Source organism: Bradyrhizobium sp. MI1.4, from assembly GCF_055811315.1.
The window spans coordinates 196,364-221,003 of the sequence record NZ_JBVVPP010000006.1 but is presented as its reverse complement, the minus strand read 5'-3'; the positions used below and the strand labels follow the sequence as shown (position 1 = coordinate 221,003).

The 24,640-nt window shown below is 62.8% G+C and carries 30 protein-coding genes and 2 tRNA genes; 25 read left to right on the top strand and 7 right to left on the bottom strand.

The genetic code is table 11. The features are described from left to right. Positions 1-26: 26 nt before the first annotated feature. From AC0L23_RS09820 to AC0L23_RS09805, 4 genes are read left to right on the top strand one after another with little or no spacing between them, the layout of a single operon-like run. Positions 27-887, top strand: coding sequence for a fumarylacetoacetate hydrolase family protein (locus AC0L23_RS09820; protein WP_018453092.1), 861 nt, complete (start codon positions 27-29; stop codon positions 885-887). Positions 888-890: 3 nt separating this feature from the next. Continuing rightward, entirely contained in the window at positions 891-1,694 is an 804-nt protein-coding gene (hpaH, locus tag AC0L23_RS09815; RefSeq protein ID WP_473356829.1) for a 2-oxo-hept-4-ene-1,7-dioate hydratase, read from the top strand. Between the two features lie 25 nt (positions 1,695-1,719). Further along, on the top strand, positions 1,720-2,112 hold the full coding sequence (locus AC0L23_RS09810) for a RidA family protein (RefSeq protein WP_018453094.1): 393 nt from the start codon (positions 1,720-1,722) through the stop codon (positions 2,110-2,112). A 13-nt stretch (positions 2,113-2,125) separates the two neighbouring features. Continuing rightward, positions 2,126-3,001 carry an amidohydrolase family protein gene (locus AC0L23_RS09805; protein ID WP_085361136.1) on the top strand — a complete coding sequence of 292 codons (876 nt, stop codon included), beginning with the start codon at positions 2,126-2,128 and terminating at the stop codon, positions 2,999-3,001. Between the two features lie 133 nt (positions 3,002-3,134). Here the strand turns inward: AC0L23_RS09805 and AC0L23_RS09800 are convergent, their stop codons facing one another. Beyond that, positions 3,135-4,130, bottom strand: coding sequence for an LLM class flavin-dependent oxidoreductase (locus AC0L23_RS09800; protein ID WP_085361187.1), 996 nt, complete (start codon positions 4,128-4,130; stop codon positions 3,135-3,137). A gap of 232 nt (positions 4,131-4,362) precedes the next feature. Between AC0L23_RS09800 and AC0L23_RS09795 the strand changes: the two genes are divergently transcribed. From AC0L23_RS09795 to AC0L23_RS09775, 5 genes are all read left to right on the top strand, one after another. Then, complete coding sequence (locus tag AC0L23_RS09795) at positions 4,363-4,785, top strand: MgtC/SapB family protein (RefSeq protein WP_018453097.1); 423 nt, start codon at positions 4,363-4,365, stop codon at positions 4,783-4,785. A gap of 135 nt (positions 4,786-4,920) precedes the next feature. After that, positions 4,921-5,424 (top strand): peptidase associated/transthyretin-like domain-containing protein, encoded by a 504-nt coding sequence (locus AC0L23_RS09790; RefSeq protein ID WP_018453098.1) that lies wholly within the window; start codon positions 4,921-4,923, stop codon positions 5,422-5,424. Between the two features lie 11 nt (positions 5,425-5,435). Continuing rightward, positions 5,436-6,065 (top strand): ferric reductase-like transmembrane domain-containing protein, encoded by a 630-nt coding sequence (locus tag AC0L23_RS09785; protein ID WP_085384265.1) that lies wholly within the window; start codon positions 5,436-5,438, stop codon positions 6,063-6,065. A 191-nt stretch (positions 6,066-6,256) separates the two neighbouring features. Further along, positions 6,257-6,733, top strand: coding sequence for a Crp/Fnr family transcriptional regulator (locus AC0L23_RS09780; protein ID WP_018453100.1), 477 nt, complete (start codon positions 6,257-6,259; stop codon positions 6,731-6,733). Positions 6,734-6,865: 132 nt separating this feature from the next. After that, positions 6,866-7,195, top strand: a complete 330-nt coding sequence (locus AC0L23_RS09775) for a hypothetical protein (protein ID WP_085361134.1) — start codon at positions 6,866-6,868, stop codon at positions 7,193-7,195. A 212-nt stretch (positions 7,196-7,407) separates the two neighbouring features. Here the strand turns inward: AC0L23_RS09775 and AC0L23_RS09770 are convergent, their stop codons facing one another. Next, positions 7,408-8,358 (bottom strand): LysR family transcriptional regulator, encoded by a 951-nt coding sequence (locus AC0L23_RS09770; protein ID WP_085361133.1) that lies wholly within the window; start codon positions 8,356-8,358, stop codon positions 7,408-7,410. A 76-nt stretch (positions 8,359-8,434) separates the two neighbouring features. Between AC0L23_RS09770 and AC0L23_RS09765 the strand changes: the two genes are divergently transcribed. Continuing rightward, a complete protein-coding gene (locus AC0L23_RS09765; RefSeq protein WP_240543314.1) occupies positions 8,435-8,989 on the top strand; it encodes a YybH family protein in 555 nt (184 codons plus the stop codon). Positions 8,990-9,812: 823 nt separating this feature from the next. On the opposite strand, the gene AC0L23_RS09760 is transcribed toward AC0L23_RS09765, so the two are convergent. Beyond that, positions 9,813-9,887: transfer RNA gene (locus tag AC0L23_RS09760), tRNA-Thr, on the bottom strand. Positions 9,888-10,202: 315 nt separating this feature from the next. Between AC0L23_RS09760 and AC0L23_RS09755 the strand changes: the two genes are divergently transcribed. The 14 genes from AC0L23_RS09755 (at position 10,203) to AC0L23_RS09690 (ending at position 20,881) form a co-directional block, all read left to right on the top strand. Next, complete coding sequence (locus AC0L23_RS09755; RefSeq protein ID WP_085361131.1) at positions 10,203-10,415, top strand: hypothetical protein; 213 nt, start codon at positions 10,203-10,205, stop codon at positions 10,413-10,415. A gap of 26 nt (positions 10,416-10,441) precedes the next feature. Next, on the top strand, positions 10,442-12,148 hold the full coding sequence (locus tag AC0L23_RS09750; RefSeq protein WP_085384273.1) for an FAD-dependent oxidoreductase: 1,707 nt from the start codon (positions 10,442-10,444) through the stop codon (positions 12,146-12,148). A gap of 237 nt (positions 12,149-12,385) precedes the next feature. Then, positions 12,386-12,694 (top strand): EthD family reductase, encoded by a 309-nt coding sequence (locus tag AC0L23_RS09745; protein ID WP_007615494.1) that lies wholly within the window; start codon positions 12,386-12,388, stop codon positions 12,692-12,694. A gap of 222 nt (positions 12,695-12,916) precedes the next feature. After that, positions 12,917-13,426 (top strand): hypothetical protein, encoded by a 510-nt coding sequence (locus tag AC0L23_RS09740; RefSeq protein WP_085361129.1) that lies wholly within the window; start codon positions 12,917-12,919, stop codon positions 13,424-13,426. Positions 13,427-13,445: 19 nt separating this feature from the next. Then, the gene (locus tag AC0L23_RS09735; RefSeq protein WP_085348318.1) at positions 13,446-14,270 is read left to right on the top strand and encodes an alpha/beta fold hydrolase; all 825 of its coding nucleotides are present in this window, start codon (positions 13,446-13,448) and stop codon (positions 14,268-14,270) included. Positions 14,271-14,406: 136 nt separating this feature from the next. Next, positions 14,407-15,066, top strand: a complete 660-nt coding sequence (locus tag AC0L23_RS09730; protein ID WP_085384264.1) for an NAD(P)H-binding protein — start codon at positions 14,407-14,409, stop codon at positions 15,064-15,066. Between the two features lie 81 nt (positions 15,067-15,147). Then, the gene (locus AC0L23_RS09725; RefSeq protein ID WP_026232464.1) at positions 15,148-15,585 is read left to right on the top strand and encodes a DUF2948 family protein; all 438 of its coding nucleotides are present in this window, start codon (positions 15,148-15,150) and stop codon (positions 15,583-15,585) included. Positions 15,586-15,737: 152 nt separating this feature from the next. Further along, complete coding sequence (gene hisD, locus AC0L23_RS09720) at positions 15,738-17,033, top strand: histidinol dehydrogenase (RefSeq protein ID WP_085361127.1); 1,296 nt, start codon at positions 15,738-15,740, stop codon at positions 17,031-17,033. Further along, complete coding sequence (locus tag AC0L23_RS09715) at positions 17,030-17,527, top strand: UPF0262 family protein (protein WP_018453111.1); 498 nt, start codon at positions 17,030-17,032, stop codon at positions 17,525-17,527. The genes hisD and AC0L23_RS09715 overlap by 4 nt, the downstream gene beginning before the upstream one ends. A 5-nt stretch (positions 17,528-17,532) precedes the next feature. Further along, positions 17,533-18,000, top strand: a complete 468-nt coding sequence (locus AC0L23_RS09710; RefSeq protein WP_018453112.1) for an arsenate-mycothiol transferase ArsC — start codon at positions 17,533-17,535, stop codon at positions 17,998-18,000. Positions 18,001-18,156: 156 nt separating this feature from the next. Further along, positions 18,157-18,786: a Maf-like protein gene (locus tag AC0L23_RS09705; RefSeq protein WP_007597557.1), complete on the top strand. Its 630-nt coding sequence runs from the start codon at positions 18,157-18,159 to the stop codon at positions 18,784-18,786. A 155-nt stretch (positions 18,787-18,941) separates the two neighbouring features. After that, a complete protein-coding gene (gene yacG, locus AC0L23_RS09700) occupies positions 18,942-19,124 on the top strand; it encodes a DNA gyrase inhibitor YacG (RefSeq protein ID WP_007597555.1) in 183 nt (60 codons plus the stop codon). A 185-nt stretch (positions 19,125-19,309) separates the two neighbouring features. Next, a tRNA-Phe gene (locus tag AC0L23_RS09695) sits at positions 19,310-19,385 on the top strand. A gap of 89 nt (positions 19,386-19,474) precedes the next feature. Continuing rightward, positions 19,475-20,881, top strand: a complete 1,407-nt coding sequence (locus AC0L23_RS09690; protein ID WP_473356828.1) for a tyrosine-type recombinase/integrase — start codon at positions 19,475-19,477, stop codon at positions 20,879-20,881. A 15-nt stretch (positions 20,882-20,896) separates the two neighbouring features. Here AC0L23_RS09690 and AC0L23_RS09685 read toward each other — a convergent pair whose 3' ends face one another. Next, positions 20,897-21,724, bottom strand: coding sequence for a DUF3037 domain-containing protein (locus AC0L23_RS09685; protein ID WP_473356827.1), 828 nt, complete (start codon positions 21,722-21,724; stop codon positions 20,897-20,899). Then, entirely contained in the window at positions 21,708-22,457 is a 750-nt protein-coding gene (locus tag AC0L23_RS09680) for a hypothetical protein (RefSeq protein ID WP_473356826.1), read from the bottom strand. The genes AC0L23_RS09685 and AC0L23_RS09680 overlap by 17 nt, the downstream gene beginning before the upstream one ends. A 259-nt stretch (positions 22,458-22,716) precedes the next feature. On the opposite strand from AC0L23_RS09680, the gene AC0L23_RS09675 reads away from it, so the two are divergent. Next, positions 22,717-23,358, top strand: coding sequence for a tyrosine-type recombinase/integrase (locus AC0L23_RS09675; protein WP_473356825.1), 642 nt, complete (start codon positions 22,717-22,719; stop codon positions 23,356-23,358). Positions 23,359-23,589: 231 nt separating this feature from the next. Here the strand turns inward: AC0L23_RS09675 and mscL are convergent, their stop codons facing one another. After that, a complete protein-coding gene (gene mscL, locus AC0L23_RS09670; protein ID WP_473356824.1) occupies positions 23,590-24,066 on the bottom strand; it encodes a large conductance mechanosensitive channel protein MscL in 477 nt (158 codons plus the stop codon). Positions 24,067-24,430: 364 nt separating this feature from the next. Beyond that, positions 24,431-24,607, bottom strand: coding sequence for a hypothetical protein (locus tag AC0L23_RS09665; protein ID WP_473356823.1), 177 nt, complete (start codon positions 24,605-24,607; stop codon positions 24,431-24,433). Positions 24,608-24,640: the final 33 nt, after the last annotated feature.

Genomic DNA, 24,640 nt, shown 5'->3' with positions numbered 1-24,640 from the left:
CGCCCCAAGACCATTGGAGAACGACCATGCGACTCCTAAGCTATCTCGTGGACGGAGAGCCGCGCTACGGTGCCGTCATGGAAGGCGGTGTCGTCGATCTGACCCGGCGGATCGGCCGCGACTTCTCCGACGTCAGGGCGCTGATCGCAGCCAACGCGCTGGCCGACGCGCAGGAAGCCGTCGCCGGACAAAAGCCGGACTACGCGCTGGAAGAGCTCGTGCTGCTTCCGCCGGTGCTGGCGCCGGAAAAGCTCTGGTGCATCGGAGTCAATTACGCCGAGCGCAATGCGGAGTATAAGGACAGCTCTGACCTGCCCAAATATCCCAGTCTGTTCGTGCGCAGCATGTCCTCGATGACGGGCTCAGGCCAGCCGCTGGAGAAGCCTCACGTCTCCGAGCAGCTCGACTATGAAGGCGAGCTCGTCATCGTGATCGGCCAGGGCGGCCGCCACATTCCGCGCGAAAAGGCCTGGGCGCACATCTTCGGCATGACGCTGTGCAACGAGGGCACGATCCGCGACTGGCTCCGCCACGGCAAGTTCAACGTCACGCAGGGCAAGAATTTCGACCGCTCCGGCAGCATCGGTCCGTGGATCGTCACCGCGGACGAGCTCGATCCGCGCGGGCCTCATGACATCGTCACGCGCGTCAACGGCGAGGTGCGGCAGCAGGACACCACCGAGCGGCTGATGTTCCCGTTCGATTTCCTGATCTCCTATCTCTCCACCTTCGCAACCCTCAAGCCCGGCGACATGATCGTGACGGGCACGCCGACCGGCGCCGGCGCCCGCTTCGACCCGCCGCGCTGGCTCAAAGTCGGTGACGTCGTCGAGGTCGAATCCAGCCGCATCGGCGTGCTGCGCAACACCGTCGCGGCGGAGCAATAGGTCATGCTGGATACTGCCACGATCGAACGTCTTGCCACGCGGCTCGACGAAGCCGAACGCACCAAGACGCTGATCACGATGTTTTCGAAAGACCATCCCGATTTCAGCATCGAGGATGCCTATGCCGTTCAGCGCGCCTGGACCAGACTCCAGCTCGGACGCGGCCGGGTCATCAAGGGCCACAAGATCGGCCTGACCTCGAAGGCGATGCAGAACGCGGTCGGCATTTCCGAGCCGGATTACGGCGTGCTGTTCGCCGACATGTTCTATGCCGATGCCACGCCCATCCCGTTCGACCGCTTTCACGCGCCGCGGATCGAGGTCGAGCTCGCCTTCGTGCTGAAGGCGCCGCTGCGCGGGCCCGATTGCACCATCTTCGACGTGCTCAACGCCACCGACTACGTCACGCCCGCGCTGGAGATCCTGGAGACGCGCATGCACCGCGTCGACCCCGAAACGGGCAAGGCGCGAAAGGTCATGGACACGATCTCGGACAACGCGGCGAACGCCGCGCTGGTGCTCGGCGGCCGGCCGTTCCGTCCGATCGATGCGGACATGCGCTGGATAGGCGCGCTGTTGTTCCGCAACGGCGAGGTCGAGGAAACCGGGCTTGCCGCCGGCGTGCTCAACCATCCCGCCAACGGCATCGCCTGGCTCGCCAACCGCCTCGCGCCGCACGAAGAGCACCTCGCCGCCGGCGAGGTCGTGCTGGCGGGATCGTTCACGCGTCCGGTCGACATCCGCCGCGGCGACACGTTTCATGCCGACTATGGCGCGTTCGGCTCGGTGTCGTGCCAGTTCGTCTGAACTAACACATGAAAGGGAGCGCATCATGACCGGTCACACGCGGCGCAAGAGCATCCATATCGGCGGCTTCAAGCATGCCAACCCGATTCCGAACGCCTGCCGCATCGGCAATCTCGTGATGTCGGGCGTCATCCTCGGCCGCGATGCGACTGGTGCGATGCCCGAGAGCCTGGAGGCGCAATGTGCCAACATGTTCGCGCATATGAAGGCGACGGTAGAGGCCGCCGGCGGCACCACCGACGACATCATCAAGATGACGGTGTGGCTGAAGGACCGTACGCAGCGCGGACCTGTGAATGTCGAGTGGCTCAAGATGTTTCCGGACGAGCATTCGCGCCCGGCGCGCCACGCGCTGCCGATGGACAACATGGACGGCGGCGCGCTGGTGCAGTGCGACTTCACCGCCGTAATCGACTGAGGGAGTTTTGCGCATGCCGACCTATCTGCCGTTCGACCCGAACCCGCGCCGCCCGGTCAAGGCGCCGCCGCCCAAAACCGTCGACAGCCAGTTTCACGTGCTCGGCCCCCTCGACAAATATCCGGAGCGTCCCGGTGCTGCCTATCGGATGCCGACCGCGACCTGGGAGGCGGCGCTGCGCGTGCACAAGACGCTCGGCATCGAGCGCGGCATCATCGTGCAGACCACGACGTATGGCGCCGACCATGCCGTCGTGCTCGACGGTCTCGCCGCGATGGGCCCGAACTATCGCGGCTGCGCCAACGCGCTGGTGTTCGCCGAGGCGAACGATTCGTATCTTGCCAAGCTTCATGATGCAGGTGTCCGCGGCGCGCGCTTCAGCTTCCGCCAGGAGCTCGGCGCCGTGCTGTCGGATGCCGATTTCGCCCGCGCCATTGCGCGCATCCGCGAGCTCGGCTGGTACGTCAAGATCCAGCCCGAGAAGGACGGCATCGTCTCCAGCGTCGCCAAATACGAAAATCTCGACGTGCCCGTGCTGATCGACCACATGGCGCGGCCCGATCCGGAAGCCGGCAGGAACGATCCGAACCTGCGCAAGATGCTGGAGCTGCTCGGCAAGGGCAATTTCTGGGTGATGCTGTCGCTCGGCGAGAAGACCTCGAAACTTGGCGCTCCTTACGACGACGTCATCCCGATCGCGCGTGCCTATATCGAGGCCGCAGTCGACCGGTGCGTCTGGGCCAGCGACTGGCCGCATCCGGTCTCGGTCAAGCAGCCGCCCAACGACGCCGATCTGCTGGAGTTGATGTACCGCTACGCACCCGACCAGTCGACGCTGGAGAAGATTTTGGTGCACAATCCGGCCAAGCTGTTCGGCTTTCCGGATTAGGGCGACCTGTCATTGCGAGGAGCGGAGCGACGAAGCAATCCAGACTTGCTTCCGCAGAAGCACTCTGGATTGCTTCGCTGCGCTCGCAATGACGAACGCGCCATTGCCAAGTCGACCGCGCCAGACTGCGCGCTCACCCCGCCAGCCGGTCCCTTACCCCGGCTGCGATCTCGAACGAGCGCAGCCGCGCGGCGTGGTCGTAGATCTGGCCCGTGGTCATCAATTCGTCCGCGCCGGTCTCGGCGATCAGCGCCTTCAGCTTCGCTTCGACCATGTCAGGCGAGCCGACCGCCGAGCACGACAGCGACTGGCCGACCATCGCCTTCTCGGCTGGCGACCACAGCGCGTCCATGTCGTCGACCGGCGGCGGCAGCGGGCCGGGCGTGCCGCGGCGCAGATTGATGAACTGCTGCTGCAGCGAGGAGAACATGCGCTGCGCGTCCGCGTCGCTGTCGGCGGCGAACACGTTGACGCCGACCATCGCATAGGGCTTGTCGAGCTGCGCCGATGGTTCGAACCGCGCGCGATACTCCCGCAGCGCCGGCATCATCATTTGCGGTGCGAAGTGTGAAGCGAACGCGAACGGCAGGCCGAGCATGCCTGCAAGCTGCGCGCCAAAGGTGCTGGATCCCAGGATCCACAGCGGCACCTTCGTCCCCATGCCCGGCACGGCCCGGATGGCCTGGTTCGGCTGCACGTCGCCGAGCAGCGCCTGCAACTCCAGCACGTCCTGCGGAAAGTTTTCCGAACTCGTCGCGAGGTCGCGCCGCAGGGCGCGTGCGGTAAATTGGTCGGTGCCCGGTGCCCGCCCGAGCCCGAGATCGATCCGCCCGGGATAGAGCGAAGCCAGCGTGCCGAACTGCTCGGCGATGACGAGCGGCGAATGGTTCGGCAGCATGATCCCGCCGGACCCGACCCGGATCGTCTTCGTCCCGCCCGCGATATGCCCGATCACCACCGACGTCGCCGCGCTCGCGATCCCCGTCATGTTGTGATGCTCGGCCAGCCAGAACCGCTTGTAGCCCCAGCCCTCCGCATGCTGCGCGAGATCGAGCGAATTGCGGAACGCTTGTGACGCATCGCCGCCTTGGCGGATGGGCGCGAGGTCGAGCACGGAGAAGGGGATCATGGAAGGGTCCGGATGGAGCGTGTGGTGGTAACGTGGACTCGACATGTAGGAGCCGGTCGCAGGAATACCAGCCGAAACGATCATGGTGCTGCGCCGGCGGCTCCATCGCGTGGAGACGAGGCCATCGCTGCGCTGCATGCGGCAAATTCGCCTGTATGGAAACCGCGGGCCGCATTGCCGCGTTGCCGGCCGGTTTGATCAATCGCGACGATTTTCATTTCGGGGGCTTTCTTTGGACAGATTCAACATCGGTGTTCATGTCGTTGCGCTGGCTGCGGCCTTCGCACTCGCCGTTCCCATTGGCTGGGACCGCGAGAAGCGGGCGCGAAGCGCGGGCTTGCGCACCTTTCCACTGGTCGCAATGGCAAGCTGCGGCTTCGTGCAGGCCAGCGAAAGCCTGCTCGTGCATTCGCCTGACGGAATGGCGAAGGTGATCGAGGGCCTCATCACCGGCATCGGCTTCATCGGCGGTGGCGCAATTCTCAAGCAGGGGAATTCGGTGCAGGGGACCGCGACGGCCGCGAGCCTCTGGGCGACCGGCGCCATCGGCGTCTCCGTCGGGCTCGGCGCTTTTGATGTCGCGGTGACGGTCGCCGTATTCACGTTCCTGACGCTTCGCTTGTTGACGCTGGTCAAGGAAGAAGACGATCACTGATGCATGTGCGAGCGGCCTGCACCCCGTTCACAACAACGTCATCGCGACCCGCTGCGTACCCCGGCCCAACTGTGCGTCTGGCGCGTTTTCCTGTACACTCACTGAGCCATTGGACGCTCGCCAGGAGGAACCGACATGACCACGGTCGTACTCAATCGCCGGAGCCTCCTCGCCGCGGGCGGCTCGATCCTCGCAACCGGGCTCTTGGCGACCGGCGTCCCCGGCCTGCTGTTGCCTGCACGCGCGGACGGCCTCGCACCGACCGAGACGATGTCGGGCGGGGCGAACAACTACCGCAAGGGCGCGGCGATCGTGGAGCGGATCGGAAAGGGTGGCTTCTGGATGAGCGGCACGGTGCGCCGCGCCGGCGACGGGACTCCCTTGGCCGGGCAGCGCATCCAGATCTGGGCGCACACGGTCGAAGGCCAGGAGCACGAGCCGCAGAGTCATGGCGCCACGCTCACCGACAAGGACGGCAAGTTCCGGCTCGAAATGCCGCAGATCATTCCCATCTTCGGCCAGCCGCATGGCCACCTCGCCTATGACAGCGGTGAATTCAAAACCGTCTTCCTGCGGCCGATAATGCGGAGCGCAAAGGAAACCAGCCTCGAGGCGCACTTCGTCCTGCAGCCGGCCTGATCGCATTGGAGATGAAGGGGCGGAGATCGGCCCGGGCGCCCCTGATCTGGATCGCCCTTGCCTTGGCCATCGGCGTGCCGATCGCGCTCGCTGCGGGAAGCGAACAGCTCACATGGCGCGGCCCGGTCTACATCCTCGCCGGCTTCGCTGGCATCATTGCGCTCGGTCTGGTGCTCGTTCAGCCCCTGCTGATCGGCGGATATCTGCCGGGACTGTCGGCCTATCGCGGCCGGCGCGCCCACCACCGGATCGGCGGCACGCTGGCTCTGGCGGTGGTGATCCACGTCGCCGGCCTCTGGATCACCAGCCCGCCCGACATGATCGACGCCCTGACTTATACGTCACCGACACCGTTCTCCCCCTTCGGCGTGACCGCCATGTGGGCCATCTTCATTGTTGCGCTCCTGGCTCTGCTGCGCTGGCGGCTGGGATTGCGGTTGCGCACGTGGCGCATCGTCCATATTCCCCTCGCGATCGTCATCGTCGCAGGCAGCGTCGCCCATTGCCTGCTGATCGAGGGGACGATGGAGACGATCTCGAAGGCTGCGCTTTGCGCAGCTGTGCTGGCGGCGACCGTCAAGGTGATGGTTGATCTCTGGAGAAGGCGGACGTTGCGCGATAGCAGCATTGCGCGGCCGTAAGCGTAGGGCAAAGGCGCGTAGCGCCGTGCCTACCATCTATCTATCAATGGTGGTTGGTGGGCACGCTTCGCTTCGCCCACCCTACGAGCTCCGAAACTTTCGCTGACCCCCTTGTTCCAACACGTTCGGCGTCGTTAGCGCTGGTATCGGCTCCGCTTGCCCGGGAAGGCGGTCAAGATTATCCTCGCGCGATGGCCGTCAGTGTCCCCGACCTGAGAGCATTCCTGCTCGCCACACCGTTCTTCGGCGGTATCCCGGATCAAAGTCTCGACCTCCTGATGTCGATGCTGGTTGAGTGCCGATTTGATACCGGAGCAACCGTCGTGACGGAGGGCGAGCCCGGACGCTCGCTGTTCATCGTCAAATCCGGCCGGCTGGCGGTGAGCAAGCGGGCGAATGCGGGCAACGTCATCCCGATTTCCGTTCTGGAGCCCGGCGATTTCTTCGGTGAGATGACGCTGATTGAAATGCAAAATCGATCCGCCACGGTGGTCGCGGAGAGTCCGACCGTGCTTTACGAGCTGACCGCCCAGAAGCTCTACGCTTGCTACAAGGCCGATATCCACACCTATGTGATCGTCCTGCAAAACATCAATCGCGAGCTATGCCGACGGCTGCGCCGTTCAGACGATCGGTTAGCGGGGCATCAGGTGGGTGACGAGAGTTGACATGCGTAGCATGGGTAGAGCGAAGCGAAACCCATCATGTCTCGTCACCGCGCAAATCTTCCATGGATTTTCGTTTCGCTGTACCCATCCTACGAACTCCCCGGCACCGTAGGCTTCGAATAGGAAACTAACATGGCTCAAGCCGGAGATAATGGACGGTTCGCGGCGTTCAAGCACCACGCCAAGGTGCACTCCTTCAGAGTCAGCACTGCTTTTCTGACTTGGATTCTGCTCGGCGCGACGCTCTTTTACAAGCCTGAGTGGGTCCGATGGGCCCTGCGAACCGGCACGCACGCTATTGAAGCTGTCGGCGATGCGCTTCCTGGTTATTGGGGCGCTCAGGCCGAAATTGTCTTGCGCGAACTCGGTGGTTTCCTTTGGATCCAGATCACGGCCGCGATCCTGTTTGTCCGGTTCGTGTTCTGGCTGATCGGGGCCTCGTGGCGCCGTGGTCGGCGGTAGATCCAGTCAGCTCGCGTAGGATGGGTAGAGCACTTGCGAAACCCATCATGCTTCGTCACCGAGCAATGCTATGCAATTCCTGGCCAAAACTGACTGGAGCTCTCGCTCGGGCGATGCCCGCAAGTGACCCCGAAGCGGCGGTCGCGGGGAAGTTGAGGTTCGCTAAGGCCCCACAGGCCTAAAATGTGCTCTAAGGAATATAAGAGACATCCTCAGCTGAGGGAGCCAACCTCAGCGGCGATTTCTTCCGTCAACCACGCAATGCCCGCATCCATCATTGCTGCCTTGGTCGTAATGGCCATGATTGCATCGGACTTCCGCTTCAAAGGAAGCTCAACCAATTGCAGCGCGAAACGAGCCGCGTATCTCTCGACGAGGCGGCGCGGCAATGTTGCTATCAAGTCCGAGTTTGAAATTTGCGTGAGTGCCATCATAAAGGTGGGCACGGTCAGGACAATGCGGCGCTGGAGGCCGCGCTTCTCCAGGAGTTGGTCGACAAAACCTCGCGGATCGCCGTCGAGCGACACAAGAAGATGCTGTGCTCTGCAGAATGCAGCAATCGTTGGTGCGCGGGCGAATCCGTTTCCCTTGCGCATTGCGACCACGAAACACTCATCGTAAAGCTTTCTTGCCTGGAAGCGGGTTGGCACTGTGCCCAGGGGCAGGATGGCCAAGTCGATTTCGCGCTTCTCCAGCTTCTCCAGGCTTGACCGCCAAGGGTGCTCCACAGCGCTTGCATGCCGCCCTGGCATCAGATGGATCAAGCTCAGGTCGGCACGGGGTGCCTTTCTCCTGAGCCGCCCCGCAAATGGTCCCATCACCGTGTCCATGATCGCATCAGGAGCGCCAATGGAAAAACGGCGGCTACTTGTAGTCGCGTCGAACGGCGTAGCTGAAGCAAATACGCGCCCTACGCGAGAAAGGATATCTCCTACTGGCTCGCCGAGTTCCAGCGCACGCTCCGTCGGCACAACACCCTTCGGCGTCCGTAAGAACAGGGGGTCATTAAATAGATGCCGTAGCCGCCCAAGTGAATGACTTACGGCAGAAGGGGTGATGTTCAAGCGGCTAGCCGCTCGCGCCACGTGGCTCTCCTCCAGCACAGTGTGGAAGACCAGCAGCAAGTTAAGATCGACTTTTGACAAGGAAATGTGGTTCAGCATATTGCTGAGGTTATATCACTGGATTCATGTCCCTGAAAGCTCCATGGATTGCGCAACGTTAGCCACAGGAGCTGAAATGACCAAACACCATGCAAACTGGCCAGGAACGCTGTCACGGCGGTCCGCGATCACGACAGTCGCTGCGGCATCGTTGACCCCTCGATTTTGCGCTAGTGTGGCTGCCAGTGACGACGTCGCTCACCTTATCGAGCGCGCCGCTGCGAAAAACGCGGCCTTCATGCGCGGGGACATGGATCGTTGGCTGGCCCTTGTTCGCATCGCCAGTGACTTCACGTTAATGCAACCATTCGGCGGCCCAACTAGCCACGGGTTCGACGCAAGTCCTGAACGTTTGGCGAAGCTATCCCGGTTTTTCAAGAACGGTGAGACGACCTTGGAGGTCGTGCAAACCTATGCATCGGACAAGCTGGTCGTTCTCGTCATGGTCGAGCGGCAATATGCCGAAGTCGGGAGCTTACCAAAACAAGACTGGTCGCTCCGAGTTACGGAAATCTATCGCAAGGACGGATCTGAATGGCAGTTAGTCCATCGCCACGCAGACCCGCTGGTTCATGGCGTTACGTTGCAGGAGGCGGCGACGATTGCTCGCGGCGGACGTAAGGATGAATGACCGCGGCAACTGGCGTCTTCAGAAGAAGGATCGATTGCGCCGAAGACTGCATTACATGCAGGTCCACTTCCCCTTTTGGCCCCATAGCAGAAGTCTGCTCGACGTCGGCTTGTATCCCCTTCCATAGGTGGGGCGATATACGTGCTTAGGCGCGCGCTAGGCAGGCAAATCTGACCCGTCGGGCAAAACACCTCTCTCCTGCAAAATCTCGTCAACCCTCCTCCACAAAAATATTCCACTTTACCGAAATTCGGAATCGCAGTATCAATCCGCCATCCCGGTCCAGGGAGAGGGGCGATCGTCCGTCGTAACGTACGTGGATCGGGGGGCGGTGGACGCGGCAGTGTCGGGCACGCGAAGGCGGAACCAGGGCGAGATGAACCTCGTGAGGTCCTGTTGCGTGCGGACGAACGGCGCCTGTGTCCGGCGAAGCCTTTTGGCGAAGCCGGATCGCTGCGTACGGCAAAATCGTGTGGTCCTGGCCGTCGTTGCTACGGTCAAGCCTTGCGGAGATGGATCGAGGCTCAACCGGGTCTCAATGCATCGTCAATTCGCAAGGCGACGGTGACAAAAAGGAACTCGTCGCCGGGGAGAGCGCGGCATAAGCCGTCAACCCACTGCGCAGGGAAGGCCGAGTGTTCGGCGTCACCTGTATGCTGCTGTGCGGTCTTTTTGCGCTACATTTTCGCGCAGCGGACCGCGGGTGCCAGCCGGCACCCGGTCTTCCCTGCGCCCTCTTCACAGAGGAGGGTCAAGGTAGAAGCAAAACTCGGGCATCTCATGCCGCGAGAAGGCTGTTTCATGTGTGATTTGAGCGAGGGAATGGTGCTGCCAGACAGGATTGAACTGTCGACCTCTCCATTACCAATGGAGTGCTCTACCACTGAGCTACGGCAGCATGTGCTGGGATAAGAATCGGCCGCCACGAGGGCCTACCAAGCGGGCCGATATCTGCCACAAGGCCCCCTCCTGTGCAAGCTTGCTAGCTCTGCCAAAGCGATAAAATCGGGTCAATATCGGGGCCAAAATGCCTGTTCTGGCGCGAAACGGCCGACTTTCCGCGGAATAGGTTCCGATATCCCCACCCAACTGGCCAGTTGCCCGATACGCCGGATTCGATCCATTTCGATTTTCGCACGATCGGATCGCGCAGGCCTCTTGAGCCGCCTTATTCCTCGGGCATGTTATCGCCGATCGCTGTAATGGACCGGTGATGGCAGACGAGAACGACAAGAGCACGAAGCAGGACGCCAGACAGGCGAGGGCGTCCCGCGACGACCGGCTCAAATCGGCGCTGCGCGAAAACCTGAAGCGGCGGAAGATGCAGGCGCGCGAACGCGCCGCAAGCACCGACCCCTCGCAGAATGAAGATGGTTCCCTAGATGAGGGGGCCGCCGGCGAGATAGCCGGCAAGACCGGCGACTAGAATTTTTGGAGTGCATGGACGTGGCAATGGGGCAGGACGAATCGCAACGACCCGAGAGTGACGCGCAGATGTCGCGGTTCACCCGCCCTGAACAGACCTTTCCGGCGCTGACACCAGCCGAGATCGAGCGTGTCAGGCATTTCGGCGAGGTCCGCAACTATGCCGATGGGGAATTCCTGTTCGAGACCGGTAAGCCGGGACCCGGCATGTTCGTCGTGCTCAAGGGCCACGTCGCCATCACCCAGCGCGACGGCCTCGGCCATGTCACGCCGTTGATCGATCAGGGGCCGGGGCAATTTTTGGCCGAGCTGAGCCAGCTCTCCGGACGGCCGGCGCTGGTCGACGGCCGCGCCGAAGGCGATGTCGAGACGCTGCTGTTGCCGCCGGAGCGGCTGCGCGCGCTGCTGGTCGCCGAGGCCGAACTCGGCGAGCGCATCATGCGCGCGCTGATCCTGCGCCGGGTCAATCTGCTCCAGGGCGGCGTCGGCGGCGTGGTGCTGATCGGTCCGTCGCATTCGGCAGGCGTGGTGCGGTTGCAGGGCTTCCTCACCCGCAACGGCCAGCCGCATCATCTGCTCGATCCCGCGCGCGATCGCGACGCCGCCGACGTCATCGCGCGTTATTCGCCCAAGCCGGACGACTGGCCGCTGGTCGTCACACCCGATGGTGCGGTGCTGCGCAATCCCGGCGAAACCGAGCTTGCGCGCGCGATCGGCATGATCGGCGGTCCGCGCAACGACCGTATCTACGACGTCGCGATCGTCGGCTCGGGGCCAGCCGGGCTCGCCACGGCCGTGTATGCCGCGTCCGAAGGCCTCTCCGTCGCCGTGCTCGACACCCGCGCCTTCGGCGGCCAGGCCGGCGCCAGCGCGCGCATCGAAAACTATCTGGGCTTTCCGACCGGCATTTCCGGCCAGGCCCTGACCGCGCGCGCCTTCAACCAGGCACAAAAGTTCGGCGCGGAAATCATGATCCCGGTGACGGTGAAGTCGCTCGACTGCACGCGCAAGGACGGCGCGTTCTCGGTGGCGCTTGACGGCTGCGATCCCCTGCATTCGCGCGCGGTGGTGGTCGCAAGCGGCGCACGCTATCGCCGGCCCGAGATCGAGAACCTCGACAAGTTCGAAGGCCGTGGCGTCTGGTATTGGGCCTCGCCGGTCGAGGCGAAGCTCTGCGCCGGCGAGGAAGTGGCGCTGGTCGGCGCCGGAAACTCGGCGGGGCAGGCCGCTGTGTTCCTGTCGGGGCACGCCAAAAAAGTGCTGATGATCATCCGCGGCGGCGGTCTCGGCGCCAGCATGTCGCGCTATCTCATCGAGCGCATCGAAGCCACGCCGAACATCGAACTGATGTTCAACACCGAGATCACGGCGCTCGAAGGCGACGAGGCCTCGCTGCTGCGGCGCATCCGCTGGAAGAGCCGGCTCTCGGCCGACGAGGATTTCGCCGACATCCGCAATCTCTTCCTGTTCGTCGGCGCCGATCCCGCCACCAGCTGGCTCGACGGCTGCGGCATCACGCTCGATCGCGGCGGCTTCGTCGTCACAGGCGCGCAGTCCGAGCAGAACCAGGGCCGGCTGGTTGCGCCGCTGGAGACGTCGGTGCCCGGCGTGTACGCCGTCGGCGACGTCCGCTCCGGCTCGGTCAAGCGCGTCGGCGGCGCCATCGGCGAAGGCGCCCAGGTCGTGGCCTCCCTGCACGGCTTCCTCGGCGACGCCGCAAAACCGGCGCTTTAGTCAAGGACAAGGCAAGTAAATGGCAAGTCGAATGAGGCTTGCCATCTTGCGGTGTGATGCGTGACTATCTCCTCATCCTGAGGAGCGCGCATTGCGCGCGTCTCGAAGGATGAAGGCCCAGCTGCCAAAGCCGGGCCTGCATGGTTCGCGCGGCGATGCGCAAGCATAGTCCGCAGGGGCGCTCGCGCGCCTCCTCACCATGAGGATCGACAAAGAAGCGCTTAACGGGAGGACTAAATGGCTGAAATCGTCGTGCTGTATAAAACGCCCACGGATGCTGCGGCCTTCGACAAATACTATGCCGAGACCCATATTCCGCTCGCCAAGAAACTTCCAGGCTTGAAGAAGTACGCCATCAGCAAGGGGCCGGTCGGCTCCCCCGCTGGACCTTCCGGAATCCATCTCGTCGCCATTCTCACCTTCGACAGCACGGCCGACATCCAGGCGGCATTCGCTAGCCCGGAAGGCAAGGCGACCGGTGCCGACGTGCCGAAATTCGCCAGTGGCGGCGCCGACCTGTTGATCTTCGACACCAAGGAAGTGTGAACCGCGATTCGACTTCGTCGACTCGTAGCCCCGGATTTCGCTTCGCTCCATCCGGGCTACAACTGCCGTCGTTTGTGACAGCGGTGCAAATAATTCAGCCATGCGTTTTCTATTCGCACGACGACGCATGGCTGCGCACGCATGTGTGACGCCAGCGCGTGTGGCAATTCGATGAGGACCGTAATATCAATCCCGACCTCAATATGGAGTAGGAGAGATGTCATGGTTCTTGGGTTGAGCTTGCCCGCCTTCACGCTGGTTCATGTCATCATCAGCCTGATCGGCATCGCCGCCGGCCTTGTCGTGATGTTCGGCCTGCTCGGCTCGAAGCCGATGCCGCGCCTCACCGCGATTTTCTTAGCGTTCACGATCCTCACCAGCGCCACCGGCTTCCTGTTTCCGTTCAAGGAGCTGCTGCCGTCGCATATCATCGGCATCATCTCGCTGGTGCTGCTCGCGATCGCCTGCGTCGCGCTCTACGGCATGAAGCTCGCTGGGGTGTGGCGCCCGGTCTACATCGTGACCGCGATGATCTCGCTCTATTTCAACGTCTTCGTGTTGGTGATCCAGTCGTTCCTGAAGGTGCCGGCACTCGCCGCGCTCGCTCCCGCCGTGGCGCCCGCGCCGCCCGGAGGTCCGGTGTTCGCCGTGGTGCAGGGCCTCGTGCTGGTGTTCTTCGTGGTGCTCACCGTCGGCGCCTGGCGCCGCTTCAAACCGATGGCGTTCGCCTGAACATACAAGGAGCCTGACAATGCCCACCATCACCACCAAGGACGGCGTCGAGATCTTCTACAAGGACTGGGGCTCGGGCCAGCCGATCGTGTTCAGCCATGGCTGGCCGCTGTCGGCCGACGACTGGGACGCCCAGATGATGTTCTTCGTGACGCGCGGCTATCGCGTCATCGCGCATGACCGTCGCGGCCATGGCCGTTCGTCGCAGGTCGCCGACGGCCATGACATGGATCATTATGCCGATGATCTTGCGGCGGTGACCGCCCATCTCGATCTCAAGAACGCAATCCACGTCGGCCACTCCACGGGCGGCGGCGAAGTGGTGCATTACATCGCGCGCCACGGCGAGAGCCGGGTGGCGAAGGCCGCGATCCTCTCCGCAGTGCCGCCGCTGATGGTGAAGACGGAGGCCAATCCCGGCGGCCTGCCGAAGAGCGTGTTCGACGCTTTCCAGGTGCAGCTCGCTGCCGGCCGCGCCAGCTTCTACCGCGACATCGCGGCCGGCCCCTTCTATGGCTACAACCGTCCCGGCGCAAAGCCCTCGGAAGCGGTGATCCAGAACTGGTGGCGCCAGGGCATGATGGGCGGCGCGAAAGCCCATTACGACGGCATCGTCGCGTTTTCGCAAACCGACTTCACCGAGGATCTGAAGAAGATCAATGTGCCTGTGCTGGTGATGCACGGCGACGACGACCAGATCGTGCCTTACGCCGACTCCGCGCCGCTGTCGGCCAAGCTCTTGAAGAACGGCACGCTGAAGACCTACAAGGGTTTCCCGCACGGCATGCCGACAACGCACGCCGAGACCATCAACGCGGACCTGCTTGCGTTCTTCAAGGAGTGAGCGGCCTCAGTCCACGCGCGGACCGATCTGATTTCGAACGGGCCGGGTGCGAACACGTTCCAGTCGCGTGTGAGCCGGTGGTTGCAGCTTTTCATTAGTCAGTCTGCCGCGGAAGGCGCGCTGCGGGGAGGTCCCGATGCAGATCATCATCTTCGGCGCGACCGGCATGGTCGGGCAGGGCGTTTTGCGCGAATGCCTGATCGATGCCCGCATCGATCGCGTGCTCGTGGTCGGCCGCAGCCCGACCGGCGTGCGCCACGCCAAGCTCACCGAGATCACACACGGCGAGTTCACGGACTATTCGGCGATCGAAGCGCAGCTCACCGGCTTCGATGCCTGCTTCTTCTGCCTCGGCGTCTCCTCGATCGGCATGAGCGAGGAGCGCTACCGCCATCTGACCTATGACATCACGCTCGCAGCGGCGACCGCGCTGGCACGGCTCAATCCGCAGATGACATTCGTCTATGTCACGGGCGCCGGCACTGATTCCACCGAGCAGGGTTCGCGGATGTGGGCGCGGATCAAGGGCAAGACCGAGAACGACCTGCTCAAGCTGCCATTCAAGGCGGCCTACATGTTCCGGCCCGGTGCGATCCAACCGCTCCACGGTGCCCGCTCCAAGACTGCGTGGGTGCAGGCCGTGTATGCAGCAAGTTGGCCGCTGTGGTCGGTGCTGCGCCGGCTCTCGCCGCGGCTCGTTACCTCGACCGAGCAGATCGGCCGCGCCATGATCCGGGTTGCGCGGGAGGGGTATCCGCGAAAGGTGCTGGGGATGGAGGATATCAATAGCCTCTAGTCCCGTAGGGCATTAGTTCTAGGGAAATTTCGCCGCCCGCGCGCGTTGAGCCCTATCCGCCCGAAGGAGAAAGCGCCGTCGATGTCTCCCCAGCTCAAACTGATCGCACTCGACGCCGACGACCTCTCCGTAATCTCGGCCCACGTCCAGGACGCCCGCGTGCAGCCCTCGGACATCATCTGGCGGCAAAGTGAAAAGCGGCTGGTCGTCGGCATGAGCCGGTTGGACTGGGAGCAGACGCTGGACGGCGAAGCCGAGCCGCGCAGGCTGGTGGCGGCTCTCCGGTTCGACCGCGTGCTCGCCTGCAAGTCGCGCGACATCGACCTCGACGCGCCGGACACTGTCCTGGACCTTGTCGGCATCGAATTCCACGGCCAGGACGCCCCCGGCGGGAGCGCGCTGCTGCTGTTTGCCCAAGGCGGCGCCATCCGCCTCGACGTCGAATGCCTGGAATGCGAGCTGACTGATCTGGGGGCGGATCAGCTGGGGACGGGGTTGGAGGCTGAAGGCGAGGGGTGAGGTGGCATGCCAACGCCACGCCTTCCGGTTTCGCCAGGACGACGCCGGAGGGGAGCGGCCCGGCTCAAGGGTTGACGCAGCTTCCCCGCCGCGCCATTGAGCAGGGGCCTGGTGAGCCAAACCGCGCCCCCAAAAACCAGTTAGAAGCCAAGATGCCCGTTCGTCTCGACCGCAGCAGCGCCGATTTTGACCAGCGATTCGGGGCCTTCCTCGCCGCCAAGCGCGAGGCCTCGGCCGATGTCGAGGCGGCCGCGCGTGCCATCGTCGACGACGTGGCGAAGCGGGGCGATGCCGCCTTGCTCGAGGCCACGGCAAAGTTCGACCGGTTGACGCTCGATGCATCCGACCTGCGCGTCACCGCCGCCGAGATCGAGGCCGCGGTGAAAGCCTGTGATGCAGCGACGCTGGATGCGCTCAAGCTCGCGCGCGATCGCATCGAGACCTATCACCGCCGCCAACTGCCGAAGGACGAGCGCTTCACCGATCAGCTCGGCGTCGAGCTCGGCTGGCGCTACACCGCGATCGAATCCGCCGGCCTCTACGTGCCCGGCGGCACCGCGGCCTATCCGTCCTCGGTGCTGATGAATGCGGTGCCGGCAAAGGTCGCCGGCGTGACGCGTCTCGTCATGGTGGTGCCTTCGCCCGACGGCAAGCTCAATCCGCTGGTGCTGGCGGCGGCAAAGCTTGGCGGCGTCACCGAGATCTATCGCGTCGGCGGTGCGCAGGCGGTGGCCGCGCTCGCCCATGGCACCGCGACGATCGCGCCCGTCGCCAAGATCGTCGGCCCCGGCAATGCATATGTCGCCGCGGCAAAGCGGCTGGTCTTCGGCAAGGTCGGCATCGACATGATCGCCGGTCCCTCCGAGGTGCTCGTCATCGCCGATGACACCGGCAATGCCGACTGGATTGCCGCCGACCTGCTGGCCCAGGCTGAGCACGATGCCAGCGCGCAGTCGATCCTGATTACCGATTCCGCGCGCCTTGCCGCCGATGTCGAAAAAGCCGTCGAGGCGCAGTTGAAGACGCTGCCGCGCGCCGTGATCGCCAGCGCCTCGTGGGCCGATTTCGGCGCCATCATCATGGTGAAGAACCTCAACGAGGCCATTCCGCTCGCGGATGCGATTGCCGCCGAACATCTCGAGATCATGACGCAAGATCCCGACGCGCTCGCCGCAAAAATCCGCAACGCCGGCGCCGTGTTCCTCGGGGCGCATACGCCGGAGGCGATCGGGGACTATGTCGGGGGCTCCAACCATGTGCTGCCGACGGCGCGCTCGGCACGATTCTCGTCGGGGCTCTCGGTGCACGATTTCCTCAAGCGCACCTCGATCCTGAAATGCGGCCCGGATCAGCTGCGTGCGCTGGGACCAGCCGCGATGATTCTCGGCAAGGCGGAGGGGCTAGATGCCCATTCGCGCTCGATTGGATTGCGCCTCAATTTGTCATGACCCAGCCGCCCGAACAGGACGACTCGACCAATCGCATCGTCGGCGTCACGCTCGACGAGGACTCGATCGGCCGTTCCGGGCCTGACATCGAGCATGAGCGCGCGATCGCGATCTACGATTTGATCGAGCAGAACCTGTTCGCGCCGGAGGGCGCCGACGGGAAGGGGCCGTTCACGCTGCATATCGGGATCACCGGCAGCCGGCTGATGTTCGACATCCGTCGCGAGGACGGCACGCCCGTGGTCGCGCATCTGTTGTCGCTGACGCCGTTCCGGCGGATCGTGAAGGACTATTTCATGATCTGCGACAGCTACTATCAGGCGATCCGCACAGCGACGCCGGACAAGATCGAGGCCATCGACATGGGCCGCCGCGGCATCCATGACGAGGGCTCGCGCACGCTGCAGGAGCGGCTGAAGGGCAAGGTGCGGGTCGATTTCGAGACCTCGCGCCGGCTGTTCACGCTCATTACCGTTCTGCACTGGAAGGGTTAAGCGCGATGGCGGGTCCGCCACGCGCACGCGATCCGCAATCGGTGCTGTTCGCTTGCGCCATGAACAGCGTGCGCTCGCCGATGGCCGAGAGCCTGCTGCGGCACATGTTTCCGCAAGGGCTCTACGTGAAATCGGCCGGCGCCAGGCGCGGCGAACTCGATCCGTTCGCGGTGTCCGTGATGGCCGAGCTCGGCCAGGACATCTCCGCCCACAAGCCTCAGACCTTCGAGGAACTGGAGGATTGGGAGGGGTTGAATTTCGACCTGATCATCACGCTGTCGCCGGAGGCGCATCACAAGGCGCTGGAGCTGACCCGCACGCTTGCCGCCGACGTCGAGTATTGGCCGACGCATGATCCCACCACCATGGAAGGCAGCCGCGACCAGAAGTTGGCTGCCTATCGCGACGTCTGCGACCAGCTCCTGCTGCGCATCCGCCGGCGGTTTTCGAAGGTGGGCGCGGCGAACGGGTAGCATTCGGCGCCCGTAACACCCGCGTCACAGACTGCAGGCACACGCATCCTGTACCCGTCGAATCAGTAAAGTCCGGGTTCCCGGGTTGTGAAATCAGCCCCCGTCCGATAGGTTCCGCGCGCAATTCACCCCCTGCTTCATTCCCCAAATCACCTGATGCTCGGCCGCCCCAAATTCGTTCTCGCCTCCGGTTCGCCGCGGCGCCTGTCGCTGCTCAACCAGGCCGGCATCGAGCCGGACGCGCTCCGGCCCGCCGACGTCGACGAGACGCCGAAGCGGGGCGAGCTGCCGCGCGCCTGCGCCAACCGGCTCGCGCGGGCCAAGGCGGATGCGGCGCTCAAATCGGTGCAGCTTGACGACGAGCTGCGCGGCGCCTTCATCCTCTCCGCCGACACGGTGGTGGCGGTCGGCCGCCGCATCTTGCCCAAAGCCAACCTCGTCGACGAGGCCGCGCAGTGCCTGCGGCTGCTGTCGGGTCGCAACCACCGCGTCTACACCGCGATCACCCTGGTGACGCCGCGCGAGGCCTTCCGCCAGCGCCTGGTCGAGACCCGCGTCCGCTTCAAGCGCCTCTCGGAGGACGACATTCAGGCCTATATCGGCTCCGGCGAATGGCGCGGCAAAGCCGGCGGCTACGCGGTGCAGGGCATCGCCGGCTCCTTCGTGGTCAAGATGGTGGGGTCCTACACCAACGTGGTCGGCCTGCCGCTCTACGAGACCACCACGCTGCTCGGCGGCGAAGGTTTCCCGATCCGCTTCGGCTGGCTCAACGCCACCGCCGTCTGAGCCGAAAAGCCGCTCCTGCAAAAATCGCGAAAACAACCCCATGCACAGTAGAATTGCCCCGCGGAAATCTGGCCGGGACGCCTGCGCTTCCGCCGGGGGAACCCCTTTGGCGACGGGCTCTTGAACTCTCTCACCTCGTGTAAGCTGAGCACCCTATGGACGACCAGGTGAAAAAGCCCGCAAGCCCCCTCAAAACCTGTCCGATCTGCGGCAAGCCGCAGTCCGAGGCCACCCGCCCGTTCTGCTCCTCGCGCTGCCGCGACGTCGATCTGAACCGCTGGCTGAAAGGCTCCTATGTCATTCCCGGCCGGGATGACGAGGCAGACGGAGAGGAATAACCCTGTTCTATCAAGCATTTAAATTGTCGATGCACCGCTACGCGGCGTTGCCTCCGAGCCACGTCCTGCCTTGTGCACAGCCGGGCCACGCCCCGCGAAGCCATCGGCGAAGCGTGGGTGGACAGGCAGCCTTCAGCCCACTATAAACCGCCCGCTCGATGGGCTTTGGCCCCTCTTTGGAGCACGCCCAGGTAGCTCAGTTGGTAGAGCATGCGACTGAAAATCGCAGTGTCGGTGGTTCGATTCCGCCCCTGGGCACCATCAGCCTTAGGTAACCTCTTGAGTGCCTGAAGTTATTGCGTTTTTCAGAGTGCATCGGTACACAGCCCCCTCCACGATGCACTACACGAATGCCCACTCTCAACCTTCCATACCTCACCACCACCAAGACCGGCATCCACGGTTATCGCAGACGTGTGCCGGAGGGCATCCGCGATGCACTTGGGAAGACGGAGATCGTCAAGAGCTTTGAGAGTTCAGATGCGAGGGTAGTGAGGCTGCGCCATGCGGAGTTCCATGCTGGCGTGGAGCGCATGTTCGCCCAAGCCAAGACCGACGCGGGCGTTAGCAGCGATCTGGTCTTTGAAGCTGCCGTCCGCTCGCTGAGGGCGCGGGGCCTGCCTTCCATCGGAGCGGAGAGCGATTGGACTGCCGATGAACGTTCTGATGCGGTGGACATCGTGTTGGCCGATGCTGGGATGCAAGACATCGACGAGCTTGAGGAGGCGTTTGAAGTTGCCACCAACGGTCAGCGGGCCAAGTTGCAGAGGGTGTCCACCGAGATTGCCATCGTGCAGGGAACGATGTCCCGGCCCAAGCCGAAACTGAGCTACTGCCTGCGACTGCTGTTGGAGGATCGAGGACGGGGACGCGACACACAGCGCGAGGATTGGCTTCGCTACGAACGCGAGCGGAAGCGCATCGTCACTGAGCTTATCCGCAAGATCGGCGACAAGGTGATCACCACTGTTTCAAGAGCGGATGCGAGGTCATTCCGTACCCATTTGGAAAATGACGGCTACAGCGCTGGATCGGTGAAGAAGCAGATTGCCTTCTTGAAGGCGATGTTCGATTTCAGCTTTCATGAGCTTGAACATGCTGGCGTCAATCCATGGGGGAAGCTCAAGGTTCTCGTCCCTGAAGGCGACGATGATAACGGCGTGTCGTTTGACTATGCCGAAGTGCGCACTCTTCTGTCGGAGGTCGCCAGCATCAATGATGAGCTTCAGGACATCGTTCGCTTGCTTGCCTGCACGGGTGCGCGGCTTGGCGAAATCTGCGGGCTGGAACTGGGTGATGTTAACCTCGCAGATGGCACCCTCTCGCTGCGCTACAACTCGATCAGGCGGCTAAAGAACAGGAAGTCCGTCCGTGTTATCCCAGTCGTTGATGCTCAAGCACTTGCCGCCCTTCTTGGGCGGATGGCTCGGCTGGAGGCTGCTGGACCGCAAACCCCTGTGTTCCCTCGATACGGACGACCGAACGGCAGTGGCTCGGCATCAGCGGCGCTGGGCAAATGGTTGACCAAGATCAAACTGCGCGACCCGAACGCAGAGAAGCCTAAGACCACGCACAGCCTTCGCCATACCTTCAAAGATGCTCTGCGTGAACTGGGCGTTCACCGTGACCTCGCCAACATGCTTCAGGGTCACACCGCTGGGGACGTGGCCAGCAACTACGGGTCAAGCGAGTTGATAGATGCCAAGCGGGGCGCAGCGCAGAAGGCGTGGTCACTCATCTTGGCCAGCAAGAGCTAGAAGAAGGCCGTTCGTTTACGACGACAGGTGTCTGCCGTGCGCAGCAGAAATCCATTCGTGCAAGAAGGTCTCTCGTTCTGAGGGAGCGTCCCAGTTCACCAAGTCAGTTGCATGTAACCGAGCGATTGCCAGAGCCTCATCGATCCTCGCGCTGGGGCCGGACGCTTGGTACGCAAGTACGGTCTGCTCCGCCGCCACTTCTTTGTGAGCCACATCCAACGTCACAACCCCTTCGAACAGGGCGGCTGGAGACTTGCCCTCGTCCAGCTTCAACTCCACAATCTCGCAAACCCGCATGATCCTGTTTCGTAGAGCAAGGTCGGCCCTCAAGCTGGGGCGGTTTGGGATTGGCCAGTCTGGTACGATCTTGTGTTCTTGTATCGCTCCAGCATCGCCTACCGGTGCAAGCACTCGCTCGTCCCGAAATACTTTGCGGATTTGAGTCTGGAGGCGGCTTGACGTTTTCGGCTTGGCTATCCGCTTTGGCTTTGCTGCGTACAAATCCATCAGCAGCGCAACGTGCGCTTCATAGCTGTCTCGTCCATCATCTTCGACTGTGAAGTGTCCTAGTTCACCGAGCGAAAACACACCGAGCCTGCTCAGGGTTCGGTGGCGCTCGCTGGCGGACAACGAGACAGCACCAAGGCGCTTCAATAGGTTCACGCCCTCCCGCAACGCATCCGGTGTTGCGGCGGGATACAGAGCCCGCGCCCGACTGAGTACTTCTCCAGTACGGACATCGACACCACCCTCCAAAAAAATCACAACGCCAAGGTTGACAGCCTCGCCCCGGAGAAGGTCGGGAGCTAAGCGCAGCACGGCGAAATCAAATGAGCGTGCCATTCTGCAATCCCTGTTTAAGTGTAGCCACCCTTGTCGATCGGGAGGGGCCGTTCCACCAGTTTGATACCCCAGCTTTCTCGGCCGGGCTGAGCCAATCATTTGGCATCGCAGTTAAGATCATGTCTACTGCTGTCACCGGCAAGGCGTCGATCCGGTCAGCAATGGAGATGGCCGCGCTCACATCCGGTCCGTATGGCGCGACTACAACCGGAAAGTACTGACGTGTCGCGGTCTGTACGGATGCAAGCGGGTCTGTGACCGGGTCAGCAAGCCCCGGATGGACCTTTACGTGTGAGAAGTCTATGGCAAACGCCGCCAGTAGTCCCGCTCCATCATCGAGCACTAGGTAGTTACCTGGATGCCGATCCCAGTTGGCGGAGAACAAATCGAACGCATAGATGCGGCTCAGATGCACCCCGCCGTGGTTGACATGGCCGGTTAAGAAAGCGGCCAACGCATTCGGGTTGCTGGTGTGTTCGTGTCTGGTGCCGACCAATGGCCTGCCTTGCTCATCGTTGATGACCTCGACGACGGGGGCGGGCAGACCTACAGCTTTGGCCAAAGAAAGCCAAAGAAACTCAGAAGCTCGGACGGTGAGCGGCGGGCTTGGCACCTCATCCTTGACCACGTAGGTGAGCCCATCGTCGGCTCTAATGAAGTGTGGTGCGGTTACCCCGACACCAAATACTCCCAAACGGTCAACAATGCACCGCGTAAAGAGCGATACCTGCATCTGCTTCCCCCGACCACAGCCATACATTGCCGGTAAACAGTGAGGCAATCAACACGGCTCGCGGTAAGCCAGATTTTTCGACAAACTTTTGAAGGCATTGAGCGGAGAGGAGGGCTGGTGTTTCCCCCCGCCCGGCCTCCCTACTCCGTTGAGAAGCCCTTTCGCTTCGGCAAAGCTGGCGTCGGGGATCACATGGCGCCACCATAGCCTTCCACTTGCACACTGTTCGTATTTCGACTATTATACGAACAGTCATCTCATGGAAACGCGGCAGATCATGGCCAAATCGCAACTCAAGCTCGTCACCCCAGCCACCGAAAAACGAACAGTCACGCCCAAGCGGCGCACCAACGCCGAGCTACGCAGCCGCGAGCATCTGACAGAGACCGAAGTGGACAAGCTTATCCAGGCGGCGAAGCGCAACCGTTGGGGCCAGCGTGACAGCACCATGATCCTCGTCGCGTGGCGGCATGGCCTGCGGGTGTCCGAACTGGTGGACCTTCGGTGGGACCAGATCGACTTCGCCAGCGCCACCCTGCACGTCCGTCGGGTCAAGCAAGGCACACCCAGCACCCACCCGATCACGGGGGATGAGCTACGGGCCTTGCGGCGGTTGCAGCGCGAGCAGGAGCCGAAGTCGCCCTTCGTGTTCACCAGCGAGAGGGCTGGCCCGTTCACCACTGCCGGCTTCGCTCGCATGATGGAGCGGGCTGGCGTGGAGGCCGGGATGCCGTTCAAGGTACATCCGCACATGCTGCGTCACGCTTGCGGGTTCGCTCTCGCGAATAAAGGCCACGACACGCGAGCCTTGCAAGCCTATCTGGGCCACCGGAACATTCAGCATACTGTGAGATATACCGAGCTGTCGCCGACCCGGTTCAAAGACTTCTGGAGGAGCTGAGGCAGGCGTAGGTGCCGCTGCATAGTCAAGCACCTCGACTATTTTGCTGCGCCCACCAAATCAACGTGGCTCTACTGTTTCGGCGCTCCGATCTCCCGGACCGTGATTTCGGCCAGCGCGACGGCATCAGTAACGTCGCGCTTGTGAATGTCCATCATCCGCTTGGCGAAAAGAATTGCACAGTGGAGGTTGGGTCGGCGTCACCAGCCCCGCTGGAGCACTGGTGCGTAACTACGGCCCGACACGTTTCGTCAGCCCCTCCGACGCGCCCGTCAGACCGCGATTTAAAAGCGTCATCTGATCCCTTATTTCGGCGAGTAGCTTCACGTCTGCGGGGAGTTCGGCGGGGGTTGGCTCAGCGACCTTCGCATCCTCCTTGCGCTGCAAGCGGCTCATCGCCCGGATCACTAAGAACAGCACGAAGGCCACGATCAGGAAGTTCAGAGCGACAGTGAGAAACTGCCCATAACCAAGGACCGCCCCTGCCTTCTTGGCGTCGGCGTAGGATGCCCCAGCCTGCACCTTAGATGACAGCGGAATGTAATAGTTCGAGAAGTCCAGCCCTCCAGTGATGGCGCCGATAATCGGCATGATGATGTCGGCGACCAGAGATGTGACGATTGCGCCGAAGGCAACACCGATAACCACGCCAACCGCTAAGTCCACCACATTGCCTCTAAGGGCGAACTTTTTGAAGTCTTCCAACATGATCGCCTCTTTTCAATGGACGAGATAATCGCTCGGTCAGTGTGACATATCTTCGCGTTCCTAGACAGGCTCGCCCATTCCGTTGTTCCGGATAAGGATACCGCTCCAGGCGCCTGCCGCCGCATGGTGTTTGTGGACGCGATGCAAATGGCAGTGCGTGACGCGCTGATTGGCTTCATGGCCGCGACTGCACCAAGCAAGACAGCTCAAGTGGGGCGTTGGCTGGGGCGACGTCTCGGCGGGCTTCTGGAAGGATGGAGCAGGAGACTGCGGGTGCGGAGTGGCGACCGGCTGCTGATCGCCACGGACACACGTCCCAACGATAGCTCAACAGCCGCTTGGCCTCAATGTCGCGGGCCTTCCTTTAGTCTCTGCGCCGGTCGATCCGTGCCGCAGCCATCCGATCCCACGCCTCGAAGGCATCGGCATAGTGATGCCGCATCTGCTCCTCAGCGGCGAGACAATCGCTGAACTTGTCGAACGCCAGATCGGTGTTGACGGGCGAGACGCCGCCGACCAAGACCACCAGCATCCATTTCATAGCGTCTACCTACGTTCGCGGGGCCGCTCTGGG

Bases quoted from the DNA above. Each gene is read 5' to 3' on its own strand.
- AC0L23_RS09800 (WP_085361187.1), bottom strand. From the start codon at position 4,130: ATGATCCCCTTCTCCGTGCTCGACCTCGCGCCCATCCGCCAAGGCGGC.
- yacG (WP_007597555.1), top strand. From the start codon at position 18,942: ATGGACGACCAGGTGAAAAAGCCCGCAAGCCCCCTCAAAACCTGTCCG.
- AC0L23_RS09785 (WP_085384265.1), top strand. From the start codon at position 5,436: ATGAAGGGGCGGAGATCGGCCCGGGCGCCCCTGATCTGGATCGCCCTT.
- AC0L23_RS09705 (WP_007597557.1), top strand. From the start codon at position 18,157: ATGCTCGGCCGCCCCAAATTCGTTCTCGCCTCCGGTTCGCCGCGGCGC.
- AC0L23_RS09750 (WP_085384273.1), top strand. From the start codon at position 10,442: ATGGGGCAGGACGAATCGCAACGACCCGAGAGTGACGCGCAGATGTCG.
- AC0L23_RS09740 (WP_085361129.1), top strand. From the start codon at position 12,917: ATGGTTCTTGGGTTGAGCTTGCCCGCCTTCACGCTGGTTCATGTCATC.
- AC0L23_RS09765 (WP_240543314.1), top strand. From the start codon at position 8,435: ATGACCAAACACCATGCAAACTGGCCAGGAACGCTGTCACGGCGGTCC.
- hisD (WP_085361127.1), top strand. From the start codon at position 15,738: ATGCCCGTTCGTCTCGACCGCAGCAGCGCCGATTTTGACCAGCGATTC.
- AC0L23_RS09755 (WP_085361131.1), top strand. From the start codon at position 10,203: ATGGCAGACGAGAACGACAAGAGCACGAAGCAGGACGCCAGACAGGCG.
- AC0L23_RS09725 (WP_026232464.1), top strand. From the start codon at position 15,148: ATGTCTCCCCAGCTCAAACTGATCGCACTCGACGCCGACGACCTCTCC.
- AC0L23_RS09675 (WP_473356825.1), top strand. From the start codon at position 22,717: ATGGAAACGCGGCAGATCATGGCCAAATCGCAACTCAAGCTCGTCACC.
- AC0L23_RS09805 (WP_085361136.1), top strand. From the start codon at position 2,126: ATGCCGACCTATCTGCCGTTCGACCCGAACCCGCGCCGCCCGGTCAAG.
- AC0L23_RS09745 (WP_007615494.1), top strand. From the start codon at position 12,386: ATGGCTGAAATCGTCGTGCTGTATAAAACGCCCACGGATGCTGCGGCC.
- AC0L23_RS09820 (WP_018453092.1), top strand. From the start codon at position 27: ATGCGACTCCTAAGCTATCTCGTGGACGGAGAGCCGCGCTACGGTGCC.
- AC0L23_RS09775 (WP_085361134.1), top strand. From the start codon at position 6,866: ATGGCTCAAGCCGGAGATAATGGACGGTTCGCGGCGTTCAAGCACCAC.
- AC0L23_RS09735 (WP_085348318.1), top strand. From the start codon at position 13,446: ATGCCCACCATCACCACCAAGGACGGCGTCGAGATCTTCTACAAGGAC.
- AC0L23_RS09710 (WP_018453112.1), top strand. From the start codon at position 17,533: ATGGCGGGTCCGCCACGCGCACGCGATCCGCAATCGGTGCTGTTCGCT.
- AC0L23_RS09715 (WP_018453111.1), top strand. From the start codon at position 17,030: ATGACCCAGCCGCCCGAACAGGACGACTCGACCAATCGCATCGTCGGC.
- AC0L23_RS09780 (WP_018453100.1), top strand. From the start codon at position 6,257: ATGGCCGTCAGTGTCCCCGACCTGAGAGCATTCCTGCTCGCCACACCG.
- AC0L23_RS09810 (WP_018453094.1), top strand. From the start codon at position 1,720: ATGACCGGTCACACGCGGCGCAAGAGCATCCATATCGGCGGCTTCAAG.
- AC0L23_RS09690 (WP_473356828.1), top strand. From the start codon at position 19,475: ATGCCCACTCTCAACCTTCCATACCTCACCACCACCAAGACCGGCATC.
- AC0L23_RS09665 (WP_473356823.1), bottom strand. From the start codon at position 24,607: ATGAAATGGATGCTGGTGGTCTTGGTCGGCGGCGTCTCGCCCGTCAAC.
- hpaH (WP_473356829.1), top strand. From the start codon at position 891: ATGCTGGATACTGCCACGATCGAACGTCTTGCCACGCGGCTCGACGAA.
- AC0L23_RS09790 (WP_018453098.1), top strand. From the start codon at position 4,921: ATGACCACGGTCGTACTCAATCGCCGGAGCCTCCTCGCCGCGGGCGGC.
- AC0L23_RS09730 (WP_085384264.1), top strand. From the start codon at position 14,407: ATGCAGATCATCATCTTCGGCGCGACCGGCATGGTCGGGCAGGGCGTT.
- mscL (WP_473356824.1), bottom strand. From the start codon at position 24,066: ATGTTGGAAGACTTCAAAAAGTTCGCCCTTAGAGGCAATGTGGTGGAC.
- AC0L23_RS09680 (WP_473356826.1), bottom strand. From the start codon at position 22,457: ATGCAGGTATCGCTCTTTACGCGGTGCATTGTTGACCGTTTGGGAGTA.
- AC0L23_RS09770 (WP_085361133.1), bottom strand. From the start codon at position 8,358: ATGCTGAACCACATTTCCTTGTCAAAAGTCGATCTTAACTTGCTGCTG.
- AC0L23_RS09685 (WP_473356827.1), bottom strand. From the start codon at position 21,724: ATGGCACGCTCATTTGATTTCGCCGTGCTGCGCTTAGCTCCCGACCTT.